General features: G+C 52.7%; 21 protein-coding genes. 5 read left to right on the top strand and 16 right to left on the bottom strand.

The annotated features are described in order from the left end of the window. Positions 1 to 24: 24 nt before the first annotated feature. Complete coding sequence (locus tag FDX14_RS09945; RefSeq protein ID WP_042310811.1) at positions 25 to 909, bottom strand: LysR family transcriptional regulator; 885 nt, start codon at positions 907 to 909, stop codon at positions 25 to 27. Positions 910 to 1,010: 101 nt separating this feature from the next. Here FDX14_RS09945 and FDX14_RS09940 point away from each other — a divergent pair, with 101 nt between their 5' ends. Both FDX14_RS09940 and FDX14_RS09935 read left to right on the top strand, forming a co-directional pair. Next, entirely contained in the window at positions 1,011 to 1,466 is a 456-nt protein-coding gene (locus tag FDX14_RS09940; protein WP_137349446.1) for a multidrug/biocide efflux PACE transporter, read from the top strand. Between the two features lie 142 nt (positions 1,467 to 1,608). After that, positions 1,609 to 2,838, top strand: a complete 1,230-nt coding sequence (locus tag FDX14_RS09935; RefSeq protein ID WP_042310816.1) for an amino acid permease — start codon at positions 1,609 to 1,611, stop codon at positions 2,836 to 2,838. 51 nt (positions 2,839 to 2,889) lie between these two features. On the opposite strand, the gene rcnR is transcribed toward FDX14_RS09935, so the two are convergent. Continuing rightward, positions 2,890 to 3,162, bottom strand: a complete 273-nt coding sequence (rcnR, locus tag FDX14_RS09930) for a Ni(II)/Co(II)-binding transcriptional repressor RcnR (protein ID WP_003825567.1) — start codon at positions 3,160 to 3,162, stop codon at positions 2,890 to 2,892. A gap of 120 nt (positions 3,163 to 3,282) precedes the next feature. Here rcnR and FDX14_RS09925 point away from each other — a divergent pair, with 120 nt between their 5' ends. Further along, entirely contained in the window at positions 3,283 to 4,158 is an 876-nt protein-coding gene (locus FDX14_RS09925; protein WP_042310818.1) for a nickel/cobalt efflux protein RcnA, read from the top strand. A 45-nt stretch (positions 4,159 to 4,203) separates the two neighbouring features. Here FDX14_RS09925 and FDX14_RS09920 read toward each other — a convergent pair whose 3' ends face one another. From FDX14_RS09920 to FDX14_RS09890, 7 genes are all read right to left on the bottom strand, one after another. Further along, the gene (locus FDX14_RS09920) at positions 4,204 to 5,586 is read right to left on the bottom strand and encodes an amidohydrolase family protein (RefSeq protein WP_137349445.1); all 1,383 of its coding nucleotides are present in this window, start codon (positions 5,584 to 5,586) and stop codon (positions 4,204 to 4,206) included. A 12-nt stretch (positions 5,587 to 5,598) separates the two neighbouring features. Beyond that, the gene (locus FDX14_RS09915; RefSeq protein ID WP_137349444.1) at positions 5,599 to 6,549 is read right to left on the bottom strand and encodes a carbamate kinase family protein; all 951 of its coding nucleotides are present in this window, start codon (positions 6,547 to 6,549) and stop codon (positions 5,599 to 5,601) included. A 26-nt stretch (positions 6,550 to 6,575) separates the two neighbouring features. Then, on the bottom strand, positions 6,576 to 8,126 hold the full coding sequence (locus tag FDX14_RS09910; protein ID WP_137349443.1) for a xanthine permease: 1,551 nt from the start codon (positions 8,124 to 8,126) through the stop codon (positions 6,576 to 6,578). Positions 8,127 to 8,246: 120 nt separating this feature from the next. Further along, positions 8,247 to 9,662, bottom strand: a complete 1,416-nt coding sequence (locus tag FDX14_RS09905; protein WP_038633386.1) for a YlbE family protein — start codon at positions 9,660 to 9,662, stop codon at positions 8,247 to 8,249. Further along, entirely contained in the window at positions 9,662 to 11,209 is a 1,548-nt protein-coding gene (fdrA, locus tag FDX14_RS09900; RefSeq protein WP_137349442.1) for an acyl-CoA synthetase FdrA, read from the bottom strand. The genes FDX14_RS09905 and fdrA overlap by 1 nt, the downstream gene beginning before the upstream one ends. After that, positions 11,187 to 12,086, bottom strand: coding sequence for an oxamate carbamoyltransferase subunit AllH family protein (locus FDX14_RS09895; RefSeq protein WP_502704208.1), 900 nt, complete (start codon positions 12,084 to 12,086; stop codon positions 11,187 to 11,189). The genes fdrA and FDX14_RS09895 overlap by 23 nt, the downstream gene beginning before the upstream one ends. A 15-nt stretch (positions 12,087 to 12,101) precedes the next feature. Further along, complete coding sequence (locus FDX14_RS09890) at positions 12,102 to 12,707, bottom strand: ankyrin repeat domain-containing protein (RefSeq protein ID WP_042310828.1); 606 nt, start codon at positions 12,705 to 12,707, stop codon at positions 12,102 to 12,104. 391 nt (positions 12,708 to 13,098) lie between these two features. Here FDX14_RS09890 and FDX14_RS09885 point away from each other — a divergent pair, with 391 nt between their 5' ends. After that, positions 13,099 to 14,028 (top strand): LysR substrate-binding domain-containing protein, encoded by a 930-nt coding sequence (locus FDX14_RS09885; RefSeq protein ID WP_032940477.1) that lies wholly within the window; start codon positions 13,099 to 13,101, stop codon positions 14,026 to 14,028. Positions 14,029 to 14,063: 35 nt separating this feature from the next. On the opposite strand, the gene FDX14_RS09880 is transcribed toward FDX14_RS09885, so the two are convergent. The 6 genes from FDX14_RS09880 to pgaA all read right to left on the bottom strand — a co-directional run bounded on the left by FDX14_RS09880 (position 14,064) and on the right by pgaA (position 20,987). After that, entirely contained in the window at positions 14,064 to 14,336 is a 273-nt protein-coding gene (locus FDX14_RS09880; protein ID WP_003033869.1) for a GNAT family N-acetyltransferase, read from the bottom strand. An 11-nt stretch (positions 14,337 to 14,347) separates the two neighbouring features. Then, positions 14,348 to 14,578, bottom strand: coding sequence for a 4Fe-4S mono-cluster protein YjdI (gene yjdI / locus FDX14_RS09875; RefSeq protein ID WP_032940569.1), 231 nt, complete (start codon positions 14,576 to 14,578; stop codon positions 14,348 to 14,350). A gap of 81 nt (positions 14,579 to 14,659) precedes the next feature. After that, positions 14,660 to 15,166, bottom strand: a complete 507-nt coding sequence (gene pgaD, locus FDX14_RS09870; protein WP_042310833.1) for a poly-beta-1,6-N-acetyl-D-glucosamine biosynthesis protein PgaD — start codon at positions 15,164 to 15,166, stop codon at positions 14,660 to 14,662. Further along, on the bottom strand, positions 15,163 to 16,497 hold the full coding sequence (gene pgaC / locus FDX14_RS09865; RefSeq protein ID WP_061382400.1) for a poly-beta-1,6-N-acetyl-D-glucosamine synthase: 1,335 nt from the start codon (positions 16,495 to 16,497) through the stop codon (positions 15,163 to 15,165). Before pgaC ends, pgaD begins: the two co-directional genes overlap by 4 nt. Beyond that, a complete protein-coding gene (gene pgaB / locus FDX14_RS09860; RefSeq protein ID WP_061382401.1) occupies positions 16,494 to 18,515 on the bottom strand; it encodes a poly-beta-1,6-N-acetyl-D-glucosamine N-deacetylase PgaB in 2,022 nt (673 codons plus the stop codon). The genes pgaC and pgaB overlap by 4 nt, the downstream gene beginning before the upstream one ends. A gap of 9 nt (positions 18,516 to 18,524) precedes the next feature. Next, a complete protein-coding gene (pgaA, locus tag FDX14_RS09855; RefSeq protein WP_061388434.1) occupies positions 18,525 to 20,987 on the bottom strand; it encodes a poly-beta-1,6 N-acetyl-D-glucosamine export porin PgaA in 2,463 nt (820 codons plus the stop codon). A gap of 804 nt (positions 20,988 to 21,791) precedes the next feature. Here pgaA and FDX14_RS09850 point away from each other — a divergent pair. Then, a complete protein-coding gene (locus tag FDX14_RS09850) occupies positions 21,792 to 22,328 on the top strand; it encodes a GNAT family N-acetyltransferase (RefSeq protein ID WP_137349441.1) in 537 nt (178 codons plus the stop codon). Positions 22,329 to 22,511: 183 nt separating this feature from the next. Here FDX14_RS09850 and FDX14_RS09845 read toward each other — a convergent pair whose 3' ends face one another. After that, the gene (locus FDX14_RS09845) at positions 22,512 to 23,951 is read right to left on the bottom strand and encodes an anion permease (protein WP_137349440.1); all 1,440 of its coding nucleotides are present in this window, start codon (positions 23,949 to 23,951) and stop codon (positions 22,512 to 22,514) included. Positions 23,952 to 23,981 lie beyond the last annotated feature (30 nt).

Genomic DNA, 23,981 nt, shown 5'->3' with positions numbered 1-23,981 from the left:
TTTTTATCACAAATGAATTTCGTATCATTTATTGGTCATCTGAACGCCACTCTGCTGTAAATGATCGCGCAGCCAACTTCCCGCCACGCCTGGCGGTGATTTCTTATTCCACAACAGATCAATAGAGATAGCCTTTGGCCAGCCGGGCACCTGTAGTTGAACCAGCGGTTTTTCCGCTGCAAACTCTTCCACCAGTGCACAAGGGAGCGCGCACCAGCCGAATCCCTGAACCGCCATACTCAACAACAGCAAATAGTTAGGCGCCGACCAGACGGGGCCACGCGCCACGTTGGTACTGCTTTCCAGGTAGGTATTCAGACGCAACTCGCGCCAGGTATGTAGCTGTTCCCATTGTAGTTTTTCCTGACACGCCAGCGGATGCGAGTCCGCAACGTACAACCCCATCCAGGATTGCATCGGCAGTCGCGTCACGCCCATGTCGGTCGGGTAATCCTCTCTTGCCTCAATCAACCCGACCTGCGCGCGCCCTTTTTGCAGCAGATCGATCACGTCTTCATCTTCACCAATCAGACATTCAAACTCGGTATGCGGAAACTTGCGGTCAAACTGCACCATTAATTCTTCCAGCACATCCGGGTGCAGCGTGTCCGAAAGTACGAAGGTCAGGCGCGCTTCCGTTTCACCCGACAGCGAGATAGCCGCCTCATCGAGACGTTCGCTGGCCGTCAAAATTGCCTGCACATAGCCCAGCACCCGCTTACCTTCTTCGGTCAGCGTTGGCTGACGGGACGATCGGTCAAACAGCGCAAAACCAAGATCGGCTTCCAGATGCGCAATAGCCGTACTGATGGTGGACTGGCTTTTACGCAGTCGCCGGGCCGCGGCAGAAAATGAGCCGCAGGAAACGGTCTCTACAAATGCCGTTAATGCTTCAGGAGAGTAACGCATGAACTATCTACTTTATCGATGGATACTATCTTTTAGATATCACATAAAACGATAAAATTGCCACCATTCCGTTATCCGGGCATCAAAGAAGGTTTTAGGTTATGCAACACGATACAATCCAGCGTCGCTCACTAGTGGAGCGTATTTTTCACGCCGTTTGTTTTGAAGGCATTGCCACCGCAATCCTTGCGCCAACCACCGCGTGGCTGATGCAGCGCTCGGTGCTGGAAATGGGCGGGCTGACAATTATTCTGGCTACCACGGCGATGATCTGGAATATCATTTATAACGCCCTGTTTGACCGCTTATGGCCGTCGCATCGGGTAAAACGTACGGCGAAAGTTCGCGCCTTTCACGCCTTAGGCTTCGAGAGCGGGTTTATTGTGATTGGGGTGAGCATCGTGGCCTATGTGCTGAACGTCAGCCTGCTTCAGGCATTCACGTTGGAAATAGGTTTCTTCCTGTTCTTCCTGCCGTACACCATGCTCTATAACTGGGCGTATGACACATTACGCGAGCGCGTTATGAAGCGCCGCCAGCAGCGTGTTACTGCCTGATAATTCAATAAATAGTCGGAATTATCTTGATTCCGACTATTCATACATTCACCAGCCCACTTGTTCACACTTCCCCCAGCCCCTCTCATTTGTGGTAAATTGCGCTTCTTTTTGTTTATTTTATAGTTGATACGTTCAAATAATGTCGAAAATTTGGTCAAAAGAAGAGACTCTCTGGAGCTTCGCACTATATGGGACTGCCGTCGGTGCAGGAACCCTCTTCCTCCCCATACAGCTGGGTTCTGCAGGCGCGGTAGTGCTGTTTATCACCGCCCTCGTGGCCTGGCCTTTAACCTACTGGCCACACAAGGCGCTGTGCCAGTTTATCCTGTCGTCAAAAACGTCTGCTGGCGAAGGCATCACCGGTGCAGTCACCCATTACTACGGCAAGAAGATTGGCAACCTGATCACCACCCTCTATTTTATTGCCTTCTTTGTCGTCGTGTTGATCTACGCCGTAGCGATAACCAATTCACTCACTGAACAGTTGGCAAAACATATCACTATCGATTTGCGTGTTCGTATGCTGGTCAGTCTCGGTGTGGTGCTGGTGCTGAACCTGATTTTTCTGATGGGCCGACAAGCCACCATTCGGGTTATGGGCTTTCTGGTATTCCCACTGATTGCTTACTTTTTGTTCCTTTCGCTTTACCTGACCGGAAGCTGGCAGCCAACGCTACTCACCGGCCAGATGTCTTTCGATCAGCACACGCTTCATCAGGTTTGGATCTCTATTCCCGTGATGGTTTTCGCTTTTAGCCATACGCCAATTATCTCTACGTTCGCTATTGACCGACGTGAGAAATATGGCGAGCAGGCCATGGGTAAATGCAAAAAAATCATGAAGGTCGCCTACATCATCATCTGCCTGAGCGTACTATTTTTCGTCTTCAGCTGTTTGCTTTCGATTCCGACACACTATATTGAAGACGCGAAAAATGAAGGCGTGACCATTCTGTCAGCGTTATCGATGATGCCAAACGCACCGGCATGGCTGTCAATTTCCGGGATTATCGTCGCCGTCGTGGCGATGTCAAAATCGTTCCTTGGCACCTACTTTGGGGTGATTGAAGGGGCAACGGAAGTGGTAAAAACGTCGCTGCATCAGGTGGGCGTGAAGAAAAGCCGGGCCTTTAACCGCGCCCTGTCCATCATGTTAGTGTCGGCCATTACGTTTATCATCTGCTGCATTAATCCTAATGCGATTTCAATGATTTACGCCATTAGCGGGCCACTCATCGCCATGATTTTGTTTATCATGCCGACATTATCTACCTATCTGATCCCGGCGCTGAAGCCGTACCGTTCAGTGGGTAATCTGATCACTTTGATTGTCGGGTTGCTGTGTGTATCTGTGATGTTTTTTGGCTAGAACGTATAGTTAACGGCTCATTCCTGTATGTGGATGAGCCGTTAAACTGACTTATTTGATGTACGAATCCAGTACTTTCAGCACCACATCCAAATCTTCTTCGCGCTTTATTTCATCGCCCTGATGCACGATGTGCTCGGTCAGATGACCTTTAATCACCTCACGCATTAATCCGTTTACCGCCCCGCGGATCGCCGCTATTTGCTGCAATACCGCCGCGCATTCATGCGGTTCATCCAGCATGGTTTTCAACGCCGCTACCTGCCCCTGAATCTTGCTGGTTCGGGCTTTCAGCTTTTGTTTGTCGCGGATCGTATGTGACATAACTTTACCTATTTAACGTCTGGCTGTAGCGACAATACCATCGACATTCTACTGGGGGGTAGTATTTAATACTGGGGGGGAGTAGAATCGGGCGAAATTAAACAACTAAGAATCATTCTCATGGGTGAGTTTTCTACGCTTCTTCAGCAAGGCAACGCCTGGTTTTTCATTCCCAGCGCGATTTTATTGGGTGTGTTACATGGTCTGGAACCGGGGCATTCGAAAACGATGATGGCGGCTTTTATTATTGCCATTAAAGGCACCATCAAACAGGCAGTGATGCTGGGGTTGGCGGCAACGCTGTCGCATACCGCAGTGGTGTGGTTGATCGCGCTCGGCGGGATGTATATCAGCAAAGCGTTTACCGCCCAGGCCGTTGAGCCATGGCTGCAGTTTGTCTCGGCGATTATCATTCTCGGCACCGCATTCTGGATGTTCTGGCGAACCCGGCAGGGAGAGCAGAGCTGGCTGGCCCAGACGCATCACGATGATGGCCACGAACATCATGATCATCACCACCACGATCATCATCACGATCACGACGGCGAGCACCACCACCATCACCACGATCATGACCATGCCGCGCTGGCAGGGCTGAGCGAGGGTTCAAAAGAGTATCAGGATGCCCACGAACGGGCGCATGCCACCGACATTCAGCGCCGCTTTGCCGGTAAAGAGGTCACTAACGGCCAAATATTACTATTTGGTTTGACCGGCGGGTTAATCCCCTGCCCTGCCGCCATTACGGTGCTGCTGATTTGCATCCAGCTCAAAGCCTTCACGCTGGGCGCGACTATGGTGCTGTGCTTCAGCCTCGGACTGGCATTGACGCTGGTGACGGTGGGTGTGGGCGCAGCAATCAGCGTACAGCAGGCGGCCAAACGCTGGAGTGGATTTAATACGCTGGCACGCAAAGCGCCCTATTTTTCCAGCGCGCTCATCGCCATGGTCGGCTTATATATGGGGATTCACGGCTATATGGGGATCGTCGGTTAACGAACAGAACGCGCAGCAGCGATTGCCGCTGCGCGTAAATCCAGGCTAGCTGGCGACATTCCCCCATACCAGTCGCCCTTTATGGAAGGTCGCGGTGCGGGGGGAGATGCGGGCAACCGCTTCTGCCGAACAGGAGGCATCCACCAGCACAAAGCTGGCTTCATCCTGCGCTTTTGGCCAGACGCGCTCACCTTTATCGTTTAGCGGCAGCACATCGCCGGTGGCAAGAAACAGCGCGCGCGACAGGTTAAGCTCATTGGGGCGAATATAGAGCTGGGCGTACAGATTCGCCTTCTCCAGCATGTCTCCCAGCCCGTACGGCGACCAGTGGTCAATCACGCTGTCGGTGCCGGTAATCACCTCCACGCCTTTGTCTCGCAGCTGTTTGAGCGGCATATGCAGCGTGCCAATCGGCACCGTCGAGGCAATGGTAATCTGCTGCGCCGCCATACGGGTCGCCAGCGCGTCAACCTGCTGTTCGTTCAGCGTTGCCAGCGCGAAAGCGTGACTGATGGTCAGTTTGCCCTTCAACTGCGGCGTTTTCTCTACCGTTTCCACCATGTAATTCACCGCCGCCACGCCCGCCGGGCTGGTTTCGTGCAGATGAATATCCACGCCTTTATCGTAATCCAGCGCAATCTGGAACATGGTGTCGAGGGATTTTTCCATCGCCCCGTCGACGCTGGTTGGGTCCAGACCACCGACGTAATGCGCCCCCGCCTGCATCGCTTCACGCATCAGCGGTTCAGATTTTGATAACAGCAGGCCATGCTGTGGAAACGCCACAATTTCACAGGCAAAACCCGGCTGGCGACGCGCCAACACCGCCTGCAGGTTTTCCAGGTTTTTCAGCCCGGAAACCGGTTCTATGTTGCAGTGGCTGCGGGCAATCGAGGTACCTTTAGATTGCAGCAAATCGATAAGCTTTTCCGCGCGCTCCTGGGTGTAAGGCTGGAGTTCAGGCAGCAGCTTTTGTTCCAGGCGGATCATATCCTGAATAGTGGTGCCAGCCGGACGGTTCAGTGAGCGCCACGGACCGCCATAAAAGGTTTTATCCAGATGGATGTGCATATCGCGCATGGCGGGCAGCATCAGCTTGCCACCCGCATCGTAGTGCGGCAGCGTCGCATCCGGATGCAGCTTATTCTCACGCAGCGCAACAATTTTCCCGTCCTGGATTTCAACGGTTTGCAGTGCGGTACGGGTATGTACCACCACCGCGTTTTCGTAATCAAACCCTGCTTCCAGCAGAACGTTGTCCAGGTAATAGTGTTTATCGTTAATTGTCATCGTGCTCTTCGTGTCACAGGTGTTCCCGACAGGATTAGCAGCATACGCGACCGGAGCCACTGCGCCAAACAGCGCGGCAGCGGTCACCATTTTTCCGCTCTGGCTTAAAAATTCGCGGCGGCTGTTACTTTCTTTCATTCGCATCTCCTCTCAGGAATGGACAATGTGGGTACCCGTTTCGCCGCGGATTGCGGCGGGCAGACATTCCGGCGTGGTGATGATTACCCGCTTACCGCCGCGTGCCAGGAATGTCAGGCTGGCAACGATTTTGGGTAGCATGCTGCCCGGCGGGAAATGTCCTTCCTGCATGTAGCGGGTCATCGTGGCGACATCCACCGTATCCAGCGCCTGCTGCTCAGGTTTGCCAAAGTGAATACACACTTTCTCAACACCGGTGGTGATCACCAGAATGTCGGCGTGAATCTCCTGGGCCAGCAGCGCTGTGGAAAGATCTTTGTCAATCACCGCGTCCACGCTCTGGTAATCACCTTGCTCACCACGCACCACCGGGATCCCGCCGCCGCCCGCGCCAATCACCACAAAGCCTTGCCGGGTTAGCGCCTTAATCGCCTCCGCTTCGACGATGCGCTTCGGCTCTGGCGAAGCGACCACCCGACGGTAGCCGCGCCCGGAATCCTCCACAAAACGCCAGCCCGGATTGACCCGCAGCAGTTCATCGCGCTGGGCTGCACTAAAGAACGCGCCGATAGGTTTGGTTGGATTCGCGAAGCCCGGATCGTTTTTGTCGACCTCCACCTGCGTGACCACCGTAACTGCCTTCTGCTCACCGCGCCGCGCCAGACGGTTATTCAGCGCCTGTTGGATCAGATAACCAATACCGCCCTGCGTATCGGCAACGCAGTTTGCCAGCGGGGTGAGTGGCAACCCTTCACGCTCGTGTGCGATTTCCGCCCGCCGCAGATCCAGTCCCACCTGCGGTCCGTTACCGTGCGTCAGCACAATGTTGTAGTCCGATGCCAACATTTCCAGCACCGTGTCCGCAACCGCTTTCACCGCTTCAGCCTGGTGCTCAATCGACTGGCTGGCGTTATCTTTGATAATGCTGTTGCCGCCAATGGCAACGACCACAAGTTCTTTCATAGTGTTATCTTCCGCTTGCAGACGATTCAGGTGGATTTCGTCGGTTGTTGCTCAGGCGCAGTCACCGCTTCACGACTGTCGAGCACGTGCTTGAGGACAAACATGCCGCTCATCATCAGGTAGGCCAGCGCAAACATCATCGAACTGCCCTCTGCAAAGCCGACCGCCGGGGAGTGGATCACACCAAACAGCGACAGCAGGGCGCCAAAGGCAGCGGCAATCGCCCCACGCAACGGCTTATTCATAATGGCGAAGATGGCGACGCAGCCCCACAGCATGCTGGCCAGCGGCGCGCCGCTTCCCAGATGCACCAGCCCGTCGTAATAGACGCCTTTGCTGTGCAGCAGGTCGCTACCCAGTTTTCCGGCTGACGTACCGGCCGCGCCCATCACGCTATTAACGATGGTTAGCGCCCAGTTAGCGATCCACGGGAACAGGCAGATGAAGATAACGGGAACCTCGACTTTGGGCGTTTCTCGCACCACCTGGTTGGCGGTCACCACGCCGATAAACACCAAAATTGGCACTATCGCAGTCATCGGAATAATGGCGAGCATAAACGCCCCCAGACCAAACAGCGGCACCAGGAACATAGTGATCCCCGAAGCGAGGGTATAGCCGATGCTGGCGCCCATCGCTTTCCAGCCCGCATGGCCGACATACACAGTCACCGGGAACGGGTTGCCCAGCATGCAGCCGAGCATGGAAGCAAAACCGTTCGCCATCATGACCTTACGGGTGTTGTACTCATCGCCCGCGGCATGCGCACTTTCTATGTTTTCGAGGTCAAAAATGTAGTTCGCCAGACCCAGCGGAACCGCAGACGCCAGATACGGCAGCGCGTGCGGCAGCCCTTGCAAGAAGCTGTCGACATGAATTTCCGGCGGGTTAAAGCCAAAAGAAGACATCGACGCTTTAATCGCTTCCGGGCTTTGCAAACCCGAGATCCACGCCAGGGCCGTACCGGCAATCAGCAGCAGCAAACCGGTAGGAATACGGGCAAAAATCGGCTTCTTACCGAACCAGTTAATAAAGATCAGCAGCAGGACGATGAAAGAAACGGTTGGCGCTTCAAATGCCTGCAGCATTGGGTTCATCGCCAACAGCAGCAGGCCCAGGCCGGATAAACAAGAGAGCAGTACCGTTCGTGGGATCATCTTGCGGATGGTCTCGCCAAGGAAGGAGCCGCCCACCAGGATTAATGCTTCCACAAAGCACCACACCAGCGCTATCTGGATGGCGAAGTTGGCATCTTTGGTTTGCTGATAAACCGGCATCAGCACCAGGAAGGTCACGGTAAAGATCGACGGTGCGCTGGGACCGGACGGCAGCGCCGTTACGTCATTACGTCCGGTGTGTTTTGCCATTTGCAGGCCAAACCAGGCGTAGCAGACGCTGGCCACCAGCACCGCCAGACCAAAGGCAGGCGCAATGCGACCATAGACAATTTCGGTAGGGATCCCGACGACAAAAATGAGCAGCCCCATCATTGTCAGCAGGTTCGTCAGGTTGTTGGTCATCAGCCCGAAGTAAGCCGCCCAGTCACCACGTTTCCATTCTAGTTTTATGCTGTTCATGGAATATCCTTAACAGGTTAAGCATCGTTTGCGATCGCGGAGATCGCCCAGCCCTGCAGGTAAGCAACGTTTAACGCTTTGCTACTGTGGGGCTAACGCCGTTAGCCCCGGTTGTTGTTATTAGCAGTAGCGGTCACGCCAGTTGAGGATCGCCTTTTCAAAACAGGCGAATGGCGGGTGAACGATTCCGGCGCCGATCATGCCGATCCCCGCATCTTTGTGCGCAATGGCGGTGTTGATCACTGGCAAAATGCCGGTGCTGCCCACGCGCGTAATGTCGATAGCGGTCGGTACCCCCATAAAACCGAGCAGCGGAATGGTAACGTTGGGGTTTTCACCGAGGGTGATTTCGCGCATCTGGCGAGAGAAATCGACCGCCTCCTCGACCGTACCGCCGACCAGCGCCACAATGGCAGGCGCCGTCGCCATGGCAAAACCGCCAATGCCATAGGTTTCGGTAATCGCGCTATCGCCGATATCACGCCCGGAATCTTCCGGCTTATAGCCCGCGAACATTGGACCAATCACCTGCTGCGCAGGACCGGTAAACCATTGCCCCGGCAACCCGCTGACGCGCAGACCGAACTCGACGCCGTTACGCGCCATCGTCGTGACCACGGTGCTGTATTCAATGCCGTGTGCGGCATCCATCGCGGCTTTACACATCGCCATCCAGGTCGGCCCGGAGAAGTAATCGCTGCTGAGGACGAACTCGAATACCTCGCGCTGCTGCTCAACCGGATAACCGGTCTGGATAATCCACGGCGTTAGCGCCTGAATCAGTAGCGCTGTCCCGGCGTTGTTACGGTTATGGCACTCATCGCCCATGTGCAACGCCTGCGCCAGCATCAGACGCAAATCGATTTCACCCGCCAGCTTCATAGCATCACGCAGCATCGGTCCCATCACATCGCGCATCCAGTTCAGTCGATCGATAACGCTCTGATCGTTCGCCCCCATGCGCAGGATCTTCGCCATCTGCTCGCTCATATTGGTATATGCGCGGTTGCCGTAGGTTTTGTTCTCCACGATATGCATAAACATCGACGCCGACGTCACCCCCGCCATCGAGCCAACACAGTCATGCTCGTGGCACGGAGAGAAGATGATTTCTCCCGAGGCGGCCAGTTCGGCGGCTTCATCCAGATCTTTCGCCAGCCCTTCAAACACCAGCGCCCCGGTTACCGCGCCCTTCATCGCGCCGCACATTTTTTCCCAGCGGATCGGCGGGCCGGCGTGCAAAATGGTGTTGCGGGTCATGCCCGGCACCACGTTGATGGCCTGGTCATAACCAATCAGCACCGGATGCGACTGGATGATGCGCTCCAACGCCTGCTGGTTAGCGGCCGCGATTTTGTCCGCCAGCGGCGAATCAGCAATGTCATCCAGCGCGGCCACGACCTGCATATTGCCCTGGCCCGGCGGCGTCCAGTCGAGTTGAGTCACGGGCACATTCTGTTTTTTCAGGTCATCGCTGAACATCGCGATGCCGACATTAATCACGTTCAGCGGCTGGTTAAACAGTGTCTGGCTCATCAGGCTTCCTCCCCTTTACAGATAAATTCACGCGCCAGCAACCCGGTGTTGGTACTACTGCTCGCCCAGATAACCCCGGCGTCGGTCAGCATCTGGCACTGTTTTTCCAGCGACGGCGTATCGAGATCGGTTCCCAGCACATAGCCGAGGATTTCCAGCGGACGCCCCTCTGCGGCGGCGATCGCTTTGGCTTCAACGATCGCGTCCAGCATCACCCCGACCGGATCTTCATGCGATCCAAATCCAAGCACGAAGTCCATCACGATCACGCCCACTTCAGGATCGCGCGCCTCCTGCAACAGACGACTAATACGGTTGGTGGGATCGATCATCGGGTGTGGTTTACCGTTGGTAAAATCGTCATCACCGAAATCAAGGAAGGTATGCGCCACGCTGCGGTTGAGATCTTTCAGGCGAAACGCCGGATCCGGATGAATGTTGCTGTAAACCTGCGCGTGTTTTTCCATGGCAGCAAACATCGCCTCATCACACAACGTGCCGCCGCAGAATAAGCCACGGATGTACTTTTGCTGCGGGGTCAGGCGGGCGCGGACCTCTTCAATCAGCGGCCAGTTGAGCGGATGCAGGTCCAGGCTCTCTTTTTTCACGCCGGTCAGAAGCACCGCTTTCAGCGCTGCTTCTTTGGTACCGCGTGCAAACTGCAGACCTTTTTCATCCGCAGGCGCGGCTTCGCGTCCGAGGAAGCACACCACGACGGGCTTATGGCAGGTGCGCGCACGTTCCAGCACCTTGCGCGCCACCGCTGGGGCAGGTGGTTTAGAGATAAGCGCAATGATTTCGGTTTGCGGATCGGCTTCCAGCATGCCAATCGCATCAAGCATCATCAGGCCGCCAATCTTCTCACTTAGATCGCGACCACCGGTGCCAATCAGTTGGGAAATCCCGCCGCCAAACTCGTGAATACGTACGCTCAGTTCCTGGCTACCGGTACCGGACGCACCAACAATCCCAATGTTGCCGCGACGTACCGCGTTGCCAAAGCACAGCGCCGCGCCGTTAATAATGGCGGTTCCGCAGTCTGGCCCCATCATCAACAGCCCTTTTTCGTGCGCCAGTTGTTTTAGCGCCAGTTCATCCTCAAGAGAAACGTTGTCCGAGAACAGCATCACGTTGAGGTTATTTTGCAGCGCCTGACGCGCTTCACGCGCCGCAAACAAACCATTGACCGAGATCACCGCCAGGTTACTGTCAGGCACATGCTTCTTGGCACTAGCAACCGTGGCATAGCGCGCTTCATGCTGGCCGCCCTGCTCTTTATGCGTAAACAGATCTTCAATTGCCACCAGCGTCTGGTCGTTCGCCGCCTCGCTGGCACCTTTAATGACAATCATCAGATCGCCACTTTTTGCCTCTTCCAGTTCAGGCGTCAGCAGGCCGAGATTCTTCAGCACACCCTTGTTCATTTCCGTGGCCATCGCCACGAATGCCTGCTCAACGCCATCGAGCTTATTTGCACGTGTGGAGATAGACATCAGTGAAACGGAATCAAAATACGTGTTCTTTTTAACAACTATCCTGATCGACATAATTCCCTCCGGACCTGTGGCTCAGGGCGCAGGCGTCCGCCATGCCATACAGCATGTCGCAGCCAGAACTTGAGCCAATATTTTTAATGTCAGTAATATATTGCGTAGAAACGGGTTGTTGCTCAGTAATAATATACTGTAGCAGCCGCACGACGCTTTCCCGATAACGTTGATGCAAAGCTTCTTCGAGCGTTATTTTGCTAAGTAGCGTCGTATTATTTCCGGCGCGTTGTAATGCCGCTAAAAAATCCCCACGATATTTCTCCAGCGGATGACCAGGGATTAATAAAATGGCGCTTAAGCCCACTAAATAATCGTCGGATGATGGTGTCAGGCCAATTCCCAGACCAATTAAATGGCTAGCCGCTGTAGAAATATTTACTCCCGTATATAGCGCCGCTATTAGTGTTTGTCGGCGGTTGAGTAATTGACGGGTGATTTCCTGATAAAACGGGTTGTCCCCCTGATACAAAAATAATGTGTCGTCGCTGCTTAACTGTTGGCGGATTACCTCTTCCCAGCGCTGCCAGCGGACTGCGGCAAGGGTTACTGCATCTGGCGTCCACTGTGGTATGCGCCACGGCAGGCAACCAGAGGTCTCTATCCATTTATCTTTGCCAACGGCTATCCCCGACTCGGTAAATCTGACCTGCTCACCGGGGAGAAACAGGTCCGCGCAATGCGTCAGCGCCAGCCGACAGCTATTAGGCGCGTTATCACAACCTTCACTCAGCAACGTCAACAGTCGCTGCTGGCCAGGTATCAACAGGTTCACCGCGCGGGAAAAAACCTGTTCAACTTGCCCCGTCCCCCGGAAAGCGAGAAACGCGCTATCTGCGGTTAGCGCCTGTACGCATCGCCGTGATGGCGTAGCGATAGCGGCGCTCCTCTGTCAGGCTCCGGCAGCAATCAGCAGCTCGGCAATTTCGTGATAACCTTTCTCCCGCGCCAGTTCCAGCGGGGTTTTACCATATTTATCCGTCATATGCGGATTCGCGCCATGATCGAGCAGCAGCTTGACGATCTCCTGCTGTTTCGCGCCGCCGTCATTAAGCACAATGGCTTCCAGAAGCGGCGTCCAGCCAACAAAGTTGGTATGGTTGACATTGATATCAGTACGCAGCAGTAGTTCGCGCACAATCTCCACATGACCTTTTTCACTGGCAGGCGTAATGCCTACGCCGCCAAAACGACTCAGGCAGTTAAGGTCGGGGTTAGCAGGCAATACGGTACGCAGCAGCGTTAAATCGTCAGTCAGGCAGCTAATCAGGAAAGGATTAAAACAGGTTTGGTCCTGTTTATTAATATCGGCACCGGCGGCAATCAATAAAGAAACACAGTCATAATGCTTATTCAGGCTGGCAATAATAATAGCGGTACGTCCCTGGCGGTTCGTGGCATTAATATCCACATTTTTTGCCAGACAGGATTTTAATCCATCGGCATTACCTTGCTCTGCCGCCAGCAGAAATTCAGTAATGAGTTCTTTCTCTGACATAATTGCTCTCCTGCAGTTTTTTAGACTTTTTAAATATCCGATAAGCTGAGAATAGCAACAGAGTGTAGAGAATAACATCCGCTTAAATTTCATTCATCGTAAGCGTGTCAATTATTGAATAAAATTTAACAATGAGAGGAAACCGTGCTGTAGTGCAATCTTTCCCTTATGGCTGGGGCGTTTTTTGCCACTAATTAATAGTCAGGCAAATCGAGCGGTATGCTGCACGGATAGCGGCCTGCAATTAATATGCAGAAGTGTGATTACCTTCAAATCAAATGTAAAACCAGTGTTAAATTCTGTTCAAAACTGATTGCTCTGTATAAGGATTACAAATACATTCAACAATCATTATGTGGCGGGGCGTGTTGGTTGCCTGAAGGGAGAAAAGATGAATTCCATTTTTACCGAGGAAAATCTGCTGGCATTTACTATGGCTGCCCGCTACAGCAGCTTCAGCAAAGCTGCGGAGGAGCTAGGTTTAACCACATCAGCAATTAGCTACACCATTAAACGCATGGAGATGGGGCTCGATGTGGTGTTGTTTACGCGTAGCACCCGTAGCATTGAGTTGACTGAGTCTGGTCGCTATCTGTTTCGCAAGGCCACCGACCTGCTCAACGATTTCCACGCGATTAAGCGCAGCATTGATACCATCGCTCAGGGCATTGAAGCCCGGGTGCGCATCTGTATTAACCAGTTGTTGTACACCCCACAGCATACGGCACGACTGCTGCAGGTACTCAAGAAACAGTTCCCTACCTGCCAGATAACCGTCACCACCGAGGTGTATAACGGCGTCTGGGATTCGATCATCAACAACCTTGCCAATATCGCCATTGGCGCGCCCGATACGTTACTGGACGGCGGCGGGATTGATTATACCGAGATCGGCGCTATTCGCTGGTCGTTTGCCATTGCCCCGGATCATCCCTTGGCTTTCATGCCTGAACCGATTTCTGAGAGCCAGCTGCGTTTGTATCCGAACATTATGGTGGAAGACACCGCCCACACCATTAACAAAAAGGTCGGGTGGCTGTTACACGGTCAGGAGTCGATTCTGGTTCCCGATTTTAATACCAAATGTCAGTGCCAAATTCTGGGCGAAGGCATCGGTTTTTTACCGGACTATATGGTGCGCGAAGCGATGGAAAAGTCGCTGCTGGTCACGCGACAGATCCACAACCCGCGTCAGGATTCACGGATGCTGCTGGCGACCCAACATTCGGCAACCGGTCGAGTAACCCAGTGGATTAAAAAAGAGTTTGGCCCGCAAGGGGTACTGACGGGCATTTATCAGGATTTGCTGCATCGGGAGTGATATGCCGGATAAGTCTATCCGGCGAAAATCATACTTCAGGCGCGAATATCGTCGTACTCGCGGGTTTTATCAAATTCATGTTTGGCAAACGGACACAGTGGAATCACTTTGCGATTTTCAGCGCGCATTTTCTCCACCACCTTCGCCACCAGTTGTTTGCCGACGCCCTGACCTTTCAGACTGGGGTCAACATCGGTATGTTCAATGATGCTCAGATGCTCGCCCGTCGGCACAAAGACAATCTCGGCAACCTGATTGCCTTCGGCATCGTTGACATAAAATTTGTTGTGGCCTGCAAGAATTTCCATGGTTCCCTCACTTATTTCTGGCGATATTTCAGCGCACCGCTTGGACAGGTATCGATAACCTTAATCACCGTCGCGACATCCACTTCATCGGGGATTATCCAGGGTTTGCGTTTCAGATTGAAAAGCTTCGCGCTTCCCCGCACGCAATTCCCTGAATGCTGACATATCGCCGTATTGAAGTAGACGTCAATCTTCTCGCCGGTATAGGCCCGGTAGCCTGCATCAAGTAGTTCCTTTTCCACGACATTGCCTCGCATTTTTTATTGTCTGAGTCTAATCATAGACCGATGCGAGTCTGAAGGAAGTGGCGGGTAGCAGAAATATCACTCAGTCCCTTTTTGTAACGATGGCTCCCGCTCCGGCGGCAAATATTCCAGCATTGCAGGCGTCGGCGGCGGCAGGCGGTTATCGGCGATGTGCTTGTCCACATCGATATGACTGATTTCGCCATTCTCATGATGATGGACCGTCAGCACCCTCGCTTTGTTCAACTCCGTAACCAGTTCACGGGTAATGCGTAAACTTTCTGCCAGCTCATGGTGTTCCAGTCCTGGTCTACGGCTGCGACGCTCCACCCGAAAGCGAAACTGGTTGTATTTCGCCCAGCCGATCAGCACCAGTCCGTTGACCAGCGCGACAAGGATATAAAACGTGACCGTATCCAGCGTGGTGAAAAAGGGACGCACGCCCATATACGGTGAATGCGCCAGGGCCGTGATCAGCCCTTTATAGATCAGGTATAAAAAACCAACCCAGGCGATGACCGTCAACAGCACGTCGATGATGCGCGGCAGTAGACGCCGTTCCGTAAAGATCAGTGGCTGGCTCATGATTCGATCCTCCCAATTCCACGATCAGGACTCACCCAGCGCGCCCTGCCGCGTTTGCGTTTAAGCATCACTTTCGGGAAAGCCACCAGCGTAGTGAACAGGCTTAGCATCCAGTACACCACCGGGAACCAGATAATCCAGAACAACGAGGCGCCAATGCCTTTTTCATAGCGTCGTTCAATCATCAGGCTCACTGCAAACTGTATTAAGCAGACCACACCGAGAATAAGTCCGGTAAAGGCTGGCGGGAACAGATGTTGTACATACAACGAGTCCGGCATCGGAATCATCAGTCCCAGCAGGAACAGCACGATACTGATCGCATAGGCAAACGACCAGGCGGTAGAAAAGCAGAACTCGAAAAACAGCGGCCACATGCGGCGGAACTCCCACGACCACAGACGACGCATGTTAACGATAAACACCTCCGCCCCACCTTGCGCCCAGCGCAGGCGCTGCTTCCACAGCCCTTTTAACGTTTCAGGCATCAGGATCCAGCACAGCGCGCGCGGCTCAAAAAATACCGACCAGTGGCGCAACTGCAGCTTCCAACTGATATCGATATCTTCGGTGATCATGTCCGGGCTCCAGTAGCCGACCTCGGCCAGTGCGCGACGACGAAACGCCGCAACGACGCCGGAAACGGTAAAGATCTGCCCATAGACTCGCTGAGTGCGCTTAATCAAGCCGATAATGGAAGAGAACTCACCTACCTGCACACGACCGATTAACGTAGAGCGGGTTCGAATACGCGGGTTCCCCGTCACCGCACCAACGCGCGGGAACTGGATCAGAGGCGCCACCAGATACGCCACGGCATCGCGATCCAGTAACGCATCGCCATCAATGCACACCAGGTAATCACTGCGCGCTGCGGCCGCACCGGTCTTGAGCGCCAGTGCTTTACCCTGGTTTTCAGCCAGATGAATCACCCGCAGGCTGGGGTATTCCACTGCCAGTTGTTCCAGTACGTCGTGCGTGTCATCCGTCGAACCATCGTTGATGGCAATCACTTCGATATTCTTATATCGCTGTGCCAGTGCAGCCTCAATGGTTTCACGCGCGTTAATCCCTTCGTTAAAACAGGGGATCAGAATGGAAACCAGCGGATTTCCCTCCAGCGTTGGTGGCGGTGTATCGTCTCCCCATTTCCAGTGACGCTCACGATAAAACCAGAAATAGACCCCGCCGCTTATCCATAATGCAGACATGAATAAAGGCCAGAAGAAGACGAAGTTCAACATGACTTCACCTGTAAAGATGACAGCCACGCCAAACGGCAGGCTGAACATCAGGCAAAGTATCAGGAAAGCAATAATGCGATCGGTCATTTTTGCGGGTACCAGTATGAGGAGAACGTCGAGCGAATCTCTGACATCTCAGGTTTGTCGCTGATGAAATCATCCGGATAATAGCCATAGTTACCTGCACCACTAAGTTTCAGCTGGCGCATCCATTCAGCTATTTGTTTTCCACTGATTTCTGCTTCGTCCCCGGATTTGCGCCAGTCTCGTGCCTGCAGTTCAAACACGGTTTTGTCCAGCGCGCCGGGCGTTTGTGCAACGGCATTCACTAATCTGTCGAGCCAGGCGTTGGCATCATTAGCCGGGATCTGTTCCATGAATGGCATCGCCATCGGCGCCGTCCAGTCATAGGTATTGAGGAAATCATTCAGGTTTTGTGCAAACCAGGCTTCACTTTCAGGCTCCAGCACTGGTAATGCGTAAATATTACGCGCGGTTTTTACCTGTGGGCCGCGAATATTACGTACCGATTGCGTCAGCTGCTTAGTAAAGTCGATCAACATCTTACTTTTCAGGCGCGTCCAGCGCTCGAAGGTCTGAGGGTTGCTACGGATTTGCTCAATACTTCCCGGAAGACCTGCGGCGCGGTAGGCGGCTAACGCCTCCGGTGACGCATCTTCAAAGTCCGTCAGGAAAGCATCGTCGTGGAACAAAATCCCTTTGAAACTGGCGTGCTTTGCCAGATCTTCATAGATTTCAGTAATGCGTTTACGCGCTTCGCTGTCCCAGGGAGACAGACGCAAATAATTCTCGCGGTTGATCGCAGTGCGTCCTGTTTTCGGATCCCATGCCGTCACGCGTGGAATGGACGCATCGAGGTCGAAAGCCAGTACCGGCATCCAGGCATACACCGTCACCCCGGCCCGCGTTTGTAACTGCCAGGAGATATAGTTAAACAGATCGGCGCGCATCGGCAGCCAACGGTTAGGGAAATAGAGTTCGCGAATATTCCCGTCGCCTTTAGGATCGGCGTACGCCTGCAGGAAGACATGAGAAATGCGCATGTCATAAACGCGCTGGATCAGCTTGTCGATGTTTCGCTTCTGCTGGGCAGGATCTTTGTCATACACGTAATCCAGATCGACGTGCATGACGCGCATCGTTTGCGGTTCACGTACCTGAGCGACCTGGCTGGCAAAGCGCTTGAGGGACGGATTATCAGAGATCAGTACGCGCGGGATATCATCCAGAAACGCGGCGTTCGCCAGCCCTTCGTTGAGCGTAAAGGCCATCTTATAGCCATGCTCTTTGGCCAGGTTTAAGGTGGTGCCGTTAGCCGCACCGTAAGGCCATACCCACGCGCGCGGCGATTTCCCGGTTACCGATTTAATCTTATTGGTAATCAGCGAGATATCAGTATTAATGCGACGATTGTACTGTTCGTCGGTTTCGTAAGTTCCGGTTTTCTTATCGAAAAGGCGGTTCGCCACCGCAGGTTCTTTACTTCCCTGCGGGTTCGCCTCAGCACCGAAATGCGAGTTCCAGGTGTGCGCGCCCACTTCCACCAACGGCGATTTGCCCATTTCCTCGACCATCTTCCAGGTGGCAAATTTATCTCGCGCCGTCATCAAGCCGCCAAAATCGACTTTTTTATTGGCTGGAGAATCAACCCAACTGCCCACTGGAGCCCAGAGCGCAGGCCAGTTGTAGGCTTTCAGTAGCGGCCAGACGCGGGTATAAAAACTGCTGTATCCGTCGTCAAAGGTGAGTAAGACCGCTTTTTCCGGCAACACAATTTTACCGTCATGGGCGTCCAGAATTTGCTGCACGCTGATCGGGTTATAGCCATTATCACGCAGCCAGGCCATCTGGTCGCTCAACGCGCTGGTGCGCACGGAGAGGTAGCGCTGGTCGGCGGCGCCATCCTCAACATCATGGTAGCCGAGCACCAGAAAGCTATTCTTCGGCCACGGATGATCCGCCGTCAGCGGCGTTCTCTCTGCGGGAGGAACATAGCGAGGCGTTGTATTATGCGCGCTGCTGCACGCGGTAATCATCAACCAGCCAGCGATTAATGCGCTAAGCCACAGGCATCTTTTCAGCATGAACAATCCTTAAAACCTGACATTTAAATCGAAAGCGAGGGAGATATTCCGCTCACGTTTACCGTCGTAGGGGCGTTTATCCCAAACCAGCATCACCCCGCCATCTACGACGTTGTTCCATTTCAGCCGTTGTCCGTATCCCACCTGGACGATAGCGCCTGCGTCTTCACCTTGCTGCCAATAACCGCCGACTCCGGCTATGCCTTGCTGGGTCCACACGGTGTCATAGTGGCGGTAAAGAACCTGCTCCGCGCTCAGGCCAGGGACAACCGAAAAATCACTCTTCGGGTTGTAATACGGCACATTTTCTTTGGTGTTGGTGCTCCCGCCAATGCCCGGCGTAAAGTCCAGCGTGAAGCGCGGTGTAGTCCACATGCGCTCTTTTCCGCTCAGCCCGTATTCGATGCGATCGTTACCGTCCGAGAAATGTGATGCGGCAAACGACAGTTGATATTCACGTCGTTCGTTTTGATACCAGCGGACAAACATATCGCCGCCGTTGGCATACACGCCGCTACGCAGCGCGCGCAGTGGCGTGTTGCGCGAAAGACGCTCGGCCGAACCGCCAACGCGCCAGTTGTCATTGAAGTCATGCCAGCCAGATAGACGCCCACCAATCTTCTGACCATCACCATAATTTCGGCCAGACACTTCCATTTCGGCCCAGTAATCACGGGAAGTCCATTCTGCACCCGCCGCCAGATCGCGGCTGATGCCCTTCCCTTCCTCAAATTCACCGGTAGCGAAGTTGAATCCGGTAAACAGTCGCCAGTTGTCGTCAATTGGCGGGCTGTAAATCGCCGTGTTGATGTTGAAATCATTCTTACCGCTGACCGGACTATCGGACGAGATCCCCTGCGTGCCGCTAATACGTACTTCCGACATTTTATGCACATCACGAATACGCGCGAGGCGCAGCGTCGCTTCATCATCCGGGCTGCGAGCAATAACGTCATCCGTCAGTTCATCGGCCTGCTTCCACTCCTGGAGATCCAGCGCCACATAAGCCTGCTGACGCTCCAGTTCCAGGTTACTGGGTTCAATCACTTCCGCCAGCTTCAGCTCTTTCTCCGCCGCATGCGGCAGTCCACGGGCTTCAAGAACAGAAGCATAGGATATGCGCAGCCCTTGGTTACCTGAGCCTGTGCGTGCCAGATGCTCAGCGAGTTTTTCTGCCTCCGGCAGTTCATTGGCTGCGATATGATATTGCGTCAGCAGCGACTGTCCGAGCAGCCAGTTATCGTTAGGCTGCGGCGTTGGCGAACCATAGATGCGTCGCAGGTACGGGCTGTCTTTGATTAACGCATCGACCTGCTTTTTCGCCGCATCAAAGTTTTCATTATCGATATGCGCGTAGAACAGATCCTGTTGATCCTCAGGACCGAGCGGCGTAACCGGAATCGGTCCGTTCGGATAATAGATGCTCGTTAGCATCGCTTCGGTTTTTTCCGGCTGGCGTTCGCTCAACCATGCTGATGCCACCCAGCGTTTAGCATAGTTTGGCACTTCACCACTTGCGGACAGCGAATCATATTCCTGAATAACTTCGGCAGTACGCTTACGCACCAACAAGGCGCCCATGCGGTCAATTCTGGCCCGACGGACATCATTCTGCGCGGACGGTTCATCCTTCCAGGCAGCCAGCAACTGGTCATAACGGGCCAGCGCTTTATCGGCCACGATAAACCGTTCTTCTTCATTACGTGCGGACGTATAGGAGGAACGTACCATTTCTGCTGCGGCATCAAGCTCAAGGCGACGCTTCACCGGGTCTGCCGTTGGTACCACCTCTGCCATATTTAAGGCGGGCCCGGAAACGCGGTTTGCTGACAGCGCAGACAGCAATGTGGATTTTGCATTTTTGTTGCCCGGATCGACGTCATCCGCCTGGCTGGCGACTAACAATGCATCCCAGTTTTTTCCCTGCGAATGGTAGACATAGGCAAGTAGCGCATCAGAATCAGCCCCGGGATGTGCCTGCGCCCATTTATTCGCTTCAGTAAGGGCTTGCTGATTGTAGCGAGCATCCGCCAACGTCATTATCCAGCCGGTACGAACATCAACGTTATCAGGCTCTTCCTGTAAAACACTTTCCCAGACGGCTAAAGAATCATTCCAGTTCTTCTGATTGCGATACGCTCGTGCAGCAGCGACTTTTCCCCGGGCAGGTATATTCATCTGTCCACGATACTGCTGCCAGATTTCAATTGTGGTTTTATCGTTGTTATCGACCCAACTGGAAACTTGCAGCCAGTCGGCAACCTGATTGGGCGTTAGTGCGCTTTTCTTTCCCTGATCCTCAAGGAAACGTAATAGCGGTGCACTATTACCTCCCCGTGCTTCAATAACTAAAGCATCATAATCTGATACCGCCGCAGAGATTGGCATCGGGAAAAGAATGCTTACCGTAAATAAACAGCTTACAGACTTAAAACGTTTAATGAAGTTGGCATGTCGACGCATACTTAACATATCTGCCCTTATATCTTACATCAGAGTAAAAATAAGCGTTTTCAATAAGTTACAGTCAATCCCTGACGGTTGCCGACCATGTAAGACGCACTGCCGCTTATTTCGTAATAGGGTTATGAAGCAATTAATTCTTTCGTCTTATTGACTACCTTTGCCTCGCCCTCTAATCCTTGGAAAGGAGGCATAAACTCGAGAATTTTATCACTCAACGTAGTTCATGGCTATGTAATAAGATAATGCTTAGGCAAAAAAAGTATTTTAAACTAAATTATCCTAATACTCTTGGGATTGCATTCTGGATTTAGATTAATTTTCCGTGACGAAGCCATGTGACGATGCAAACTATTGTTGGGTAACATAGCTACACTCCGTAACTGTTTGCACAGTAACTATTTGGTATGAATAGAGAAAGTTCTGATAGCAACCACTCTTATCACTATAAAAATAATGAGACAAACTCGACAACGTAATTTTAATTTACAGGCAGTATTGATGAAGTCAAATTAAAGGTACAGCCACGATAAACATTAGGCACAGTGATAATACCATGAAATCAAAGTGGTTTATTAATTCACAATTGAATGATAGTATTTTTTCATCCGGCCATATTGGTCTGAAAATTTATCAGCTTCTCTATTTATCACCCTGACTTGCTATTGACAGCATTAACCACAATTATTTTTACCCTTACTATTAACAAGCTTAATTTCATTGTGAGCTCCTGATTGAAGCATAACTTTTTGCGCTTACCTTCCTTTCAGACTTTCAGGTAATCTGAAAAAAGATGCCACCAGGAGTTGGTCGATGAAAATCGTTAATGCAGAAGAAAAACACATCCCCGCCATACGCGATATCTATGCACACCACGTTATTCACGGTACAGGCAGCTTTGAAACTGACCCACCGGATACCCACGAAATGCTGGCTCGGCTGGAAAAAATTCATAGTCTGGGGTTGCCGTGGGTTGTCGCCCTGCAGGAAGACAGGGTCATAGGATATTGTTATCTCACTCGCTACCGCGAACGTTATGCCTACCGCTATACCCTAGAAGATTCAATTTACATTGACCCGACGGCGCAGCGTCAGGGAGCGGGAAAAGCGCTACTGCGCCATGTCATTGACTGGGCCGAAACGCACGGCTATCGACAGTTAATTGCCATGGTCGGCGACAGCAATAATCAGGGGTCGCTCAAAGTCCATCAGCAGGTCGGATTTACAGAAATAGGCACGCTGAAAGACGTTGGCTTCAAGCATGGTCGCTGGCTGGATACGGTTTTGCTGCAACGAACTCTGGGGGAAGGGAACAGTACACTACCAGCGGATATAGATGCCGCTATTTAACCTTTCTAAGGGATGATTTCAGGAAAAGGAAATCTGGAGTAGGCGAAGGACTTAGAGCATGCCACATAATTTATTGTTTACGAACCCGTCGCAATAGTAATTTGGTCGGGTGGCGGCTACGCTTGACCCGACCTACGGTTTTAGCCATTTCAGGCAAGATCAGGCGTAGCCGCCACCGGGCGATTAAGACTGCAGCATACCGTGCTGGATCAAGAACCCCCACCAGGGAATACCGACGAGCATGTGAATCACAAACGTGCTCAATGCCACGATAGTACCGATTGTCCACCACGACTTAATGTCATTATACCCTGCGGCAAAGATAATCGGCCCCGCCGCGCCACCATAGTGAGTGATGCAACCGCCGTAGGAGTTGGAAAATAGGATGGCAAGCGCCAGCAAAACAGGTGCCGTTCCGGTAACCAGACCTACAGTGGCAAAGACCGGCACCATTGCTGCGACGTATGCCCCGCCGGAAGCAAAGAAATAGCGCACCAGCACGCTGAGAAACACAATAATCACAATAGTCATATTCCCGGCACTGAGAAAATCCAGATGCGCTGACATGAAATCGGCCAGCCAGCGGAAAAATCCCTCCTTGCTCAGGGTGGCGCTCAGACCAATGATGCCCCCGTACCACATCAGGGTATTCCAGCCGCCTTTATTTTTCTGGACATCACTCCAGCCAATAATATTAAACAGCAGTGCCGCACCCATTGCGATAATGGCGACCGCAGATTCATTGAGTCCGAGTTTACGTGAGAAGATCCAACCCAATAATGCAGCGACAAAAATGACCACCAGCCCTTTCTCTTTGAGGCTCATTGCCCCAAGACTTTGAAGTCCGTTGGTCGCAATAGCGACATTATCAATTTTTTTAATTTCCGGGGAAGCAACCCGGTAGCAGATATAGGGAATGATACATAGCATCAATAACCCCAACGGTGCTGCCGCCAGCATCCAGCCGATCCAGCTAATACGAATATGGAAAATATCTGAAATGAGCTGTAGCGCTAACGCGTTACCGGCAAAGCCCGTTAAAAACATATAGCTGGTCGTTTTCGTGACCATATAGACGTTGACCATTAAATAACGGCCAGCTTTGCTGGGTGACTCTTTTGGCGTTGAGCCCAATACTGTCGCGATACTGTTAATAATAGGGAAAACCACCCCACCTGCCCGCGCGGTATTTGAGGGCGTCGCAGGTGCCAACACCAAATCCAGCAAGGCGGTAACATACCCCAGTCTCAGCGTCGTACTGCCAAATTTAAGGATAAACCAGTAGGCAAGCCGTTTCCCGAGGCCGGTAGTGACAAATGCAGCACTCAGTGTAAAGGCGCTAAACACCAGCCAGGTGGTGCCTGACGCGTACCCGCTCAGCACATCCAGTGATTTGACGGGTGAATCCGGGAATTTTGTCACGGTAAAACAGGTTAACGCAACCGCAACCAGCATAATGACGGGTTCAGGATAGGGTTTAATAACCAGCCCAACGATAGCAGATAAATATATTCCTGCCAGTATCCACGCCTCTTTGGTTAATCCATCAGGCGGAGGGATTAATATTGATAATAATATTATCACGGCAAGCAGTATTGTTTTTAAAATATTCGATTTAAGCATATCTCACCCATGAGAAAAGGGTCCCTGAAT

The organism is Citrobacter sp. wls710 (assembly GCF_005281115.1).
GTDB lineage: Bacteria > Pseudomonadota > Gammaproteobacteria > Enterobacterales > Enterobacteriaceae > Citrobacter > Citrobacter werkmanii.
The sequence above is the reverse complement of the archived record's forward strand: the minus strand, read 5'-3'. Positions and strand labels throughout refer to the sequence as shown.

What these genes read in the sequence shown, in the direction of transcription:
- FDX14_RS09945 (WP_042310811.1), bottom strand. Translation starts at nt 909, where the DNA reads ATGCGTTACTCTCCTGAAGCATTAACGGCATTTGTAGAGACCGTTTCC.
- FDX14_RS09940 (WP_137349446.1), top strand. Translation starts at nt 1,011, where the DNA reads ATGCAACACGATACAATCCAGCGTCGCTCACTAGTGGAGCGTATTTTT.
- FDX14_RS09935 (WP_042310816.1), top strand. Translation starts at nt 1,609, where the DNA reads ATGTCGAAAATTTGGTCAAAAGAAGAGACTCTCTGGAGCTTCGCACTA.
- rcnR (WP_003825567.1), bottom strand. Translation starts at nt 3,162, where the DNA reads ATGTCACATACGATCCGCGACAAACAAAAGCTGAAAGCCCGAACCAGC.
- FDX14_RS09925 (WP_042310818.1), top strand. Translation starts at nt 3,283, where the DNA reads ATGGGTGAGTTTTCTACGCTTCTTCAGCAAGGCAACGCCTGGTTTTTC.
- FDX14_RS09920 (WP_137349445.1), bottom strand. Translation starts at nt 5,586, where the DNA reads ATGAAAGAAAGTAACAGCCGCCGCGAATTTTTAAGCCAGAGCGGAAAA.
- FDX14_RS09915 (WP_137349444.1), bottom strand. Translation starts at nt 6,549, where the DNA reads ATGAAAGAACTTGTGGTCGTTGCCATTGGCGGCAACAGCATTATCAAA.
- FDX14_RS09910 (WP_137349443.1), bottom strand. Translation starts at nt 8,126, where the DNA reads ATGAACAGCATAAAACTAGAATGGAAACGTGGTGACTGGGCGGCTTAC.
- FDX14_RS09905 (WP_038633386.1), bottom strand. Translation starts at nt 9,662, where the DNA reads ATGAGCCAGACACTGTTTAACCAGCCGCTGAACGTGATTAATGTCGGC.
- fdrA (WP_137349442.1), bottom strand. Translation starts at nt 11,209, where the DNA reads ATGTCGATCAGGATAGTTGTTAAAAAGAACACGTATTTTGATTCCGTT.
- FDX14_RS09890 (WP_042310828.1), bottom strand. Translation starts at nt 12,707, where the DNA reads ATGTCAGAGAAAGAACTCATTACTGAATTTCTGCTGGCGGCAGAGCAA.
- FDX14_RS09885 (WP_032940477.1), top strand. Translation starts at nt 13,099, where the DNA reads ATGAATTCCATTTTTACCGAGGAAAATCTGCTGGCATTTACTATGGCT.
- FDX14_RS09880 (WP_003033869.1), bottom strand. Translation starts at nt 14,336, where the DNA reads ATGGAAATTCTTGCAGGCCACAACAAATTTTATGTCAACGATGCCGAA.
- pgaD (WP_042310833.1), bottom strand. Translation starts at nt 15,166, where the DNA reads ATGAGCCAGCCACTGATCTTTACGGAACGGCGTCTACTGCCGCGCATC.
- pgaC (WP_061382400.1), bottom strand. Translation starts at nt 16,497, where the DNA reads ATGACCGATCGCATTATTGCTTTCCTGATACTTTGCCTGATGTTCAGC.
- pgaB (WP_061382401.1), bottom strand. Translation starts at nt 18,515, where the DNA reads ATGCTGAAAAGATGCCTGTGGCTTAGCGCATTAATCGCTGGCTGGTTG.
- pgaA (WP_061388434.1), bottom strand. Translation starts at nt 20,987, where the DNA reads ATGTTAAGTATGCGTCGACATGCCAACTTCATTAAACGTTTTAAGTCT.
- FDX14_RS09850 (WP_137349441.1), top strand. Translation starts at nt 21,792, where the DNA reads ATGAAAATCGTTAATGCAGAAGAAAAACACATCCCCGCCATACGCGAT.
- FDX14_RS09845 (WP_137349440.1), bottom strand. Translation starts at nt 23,951, where the DNA reads ATGCTTAAATCGAATATTTTAAAAACAATACTGCTTGCCGTGATAATA.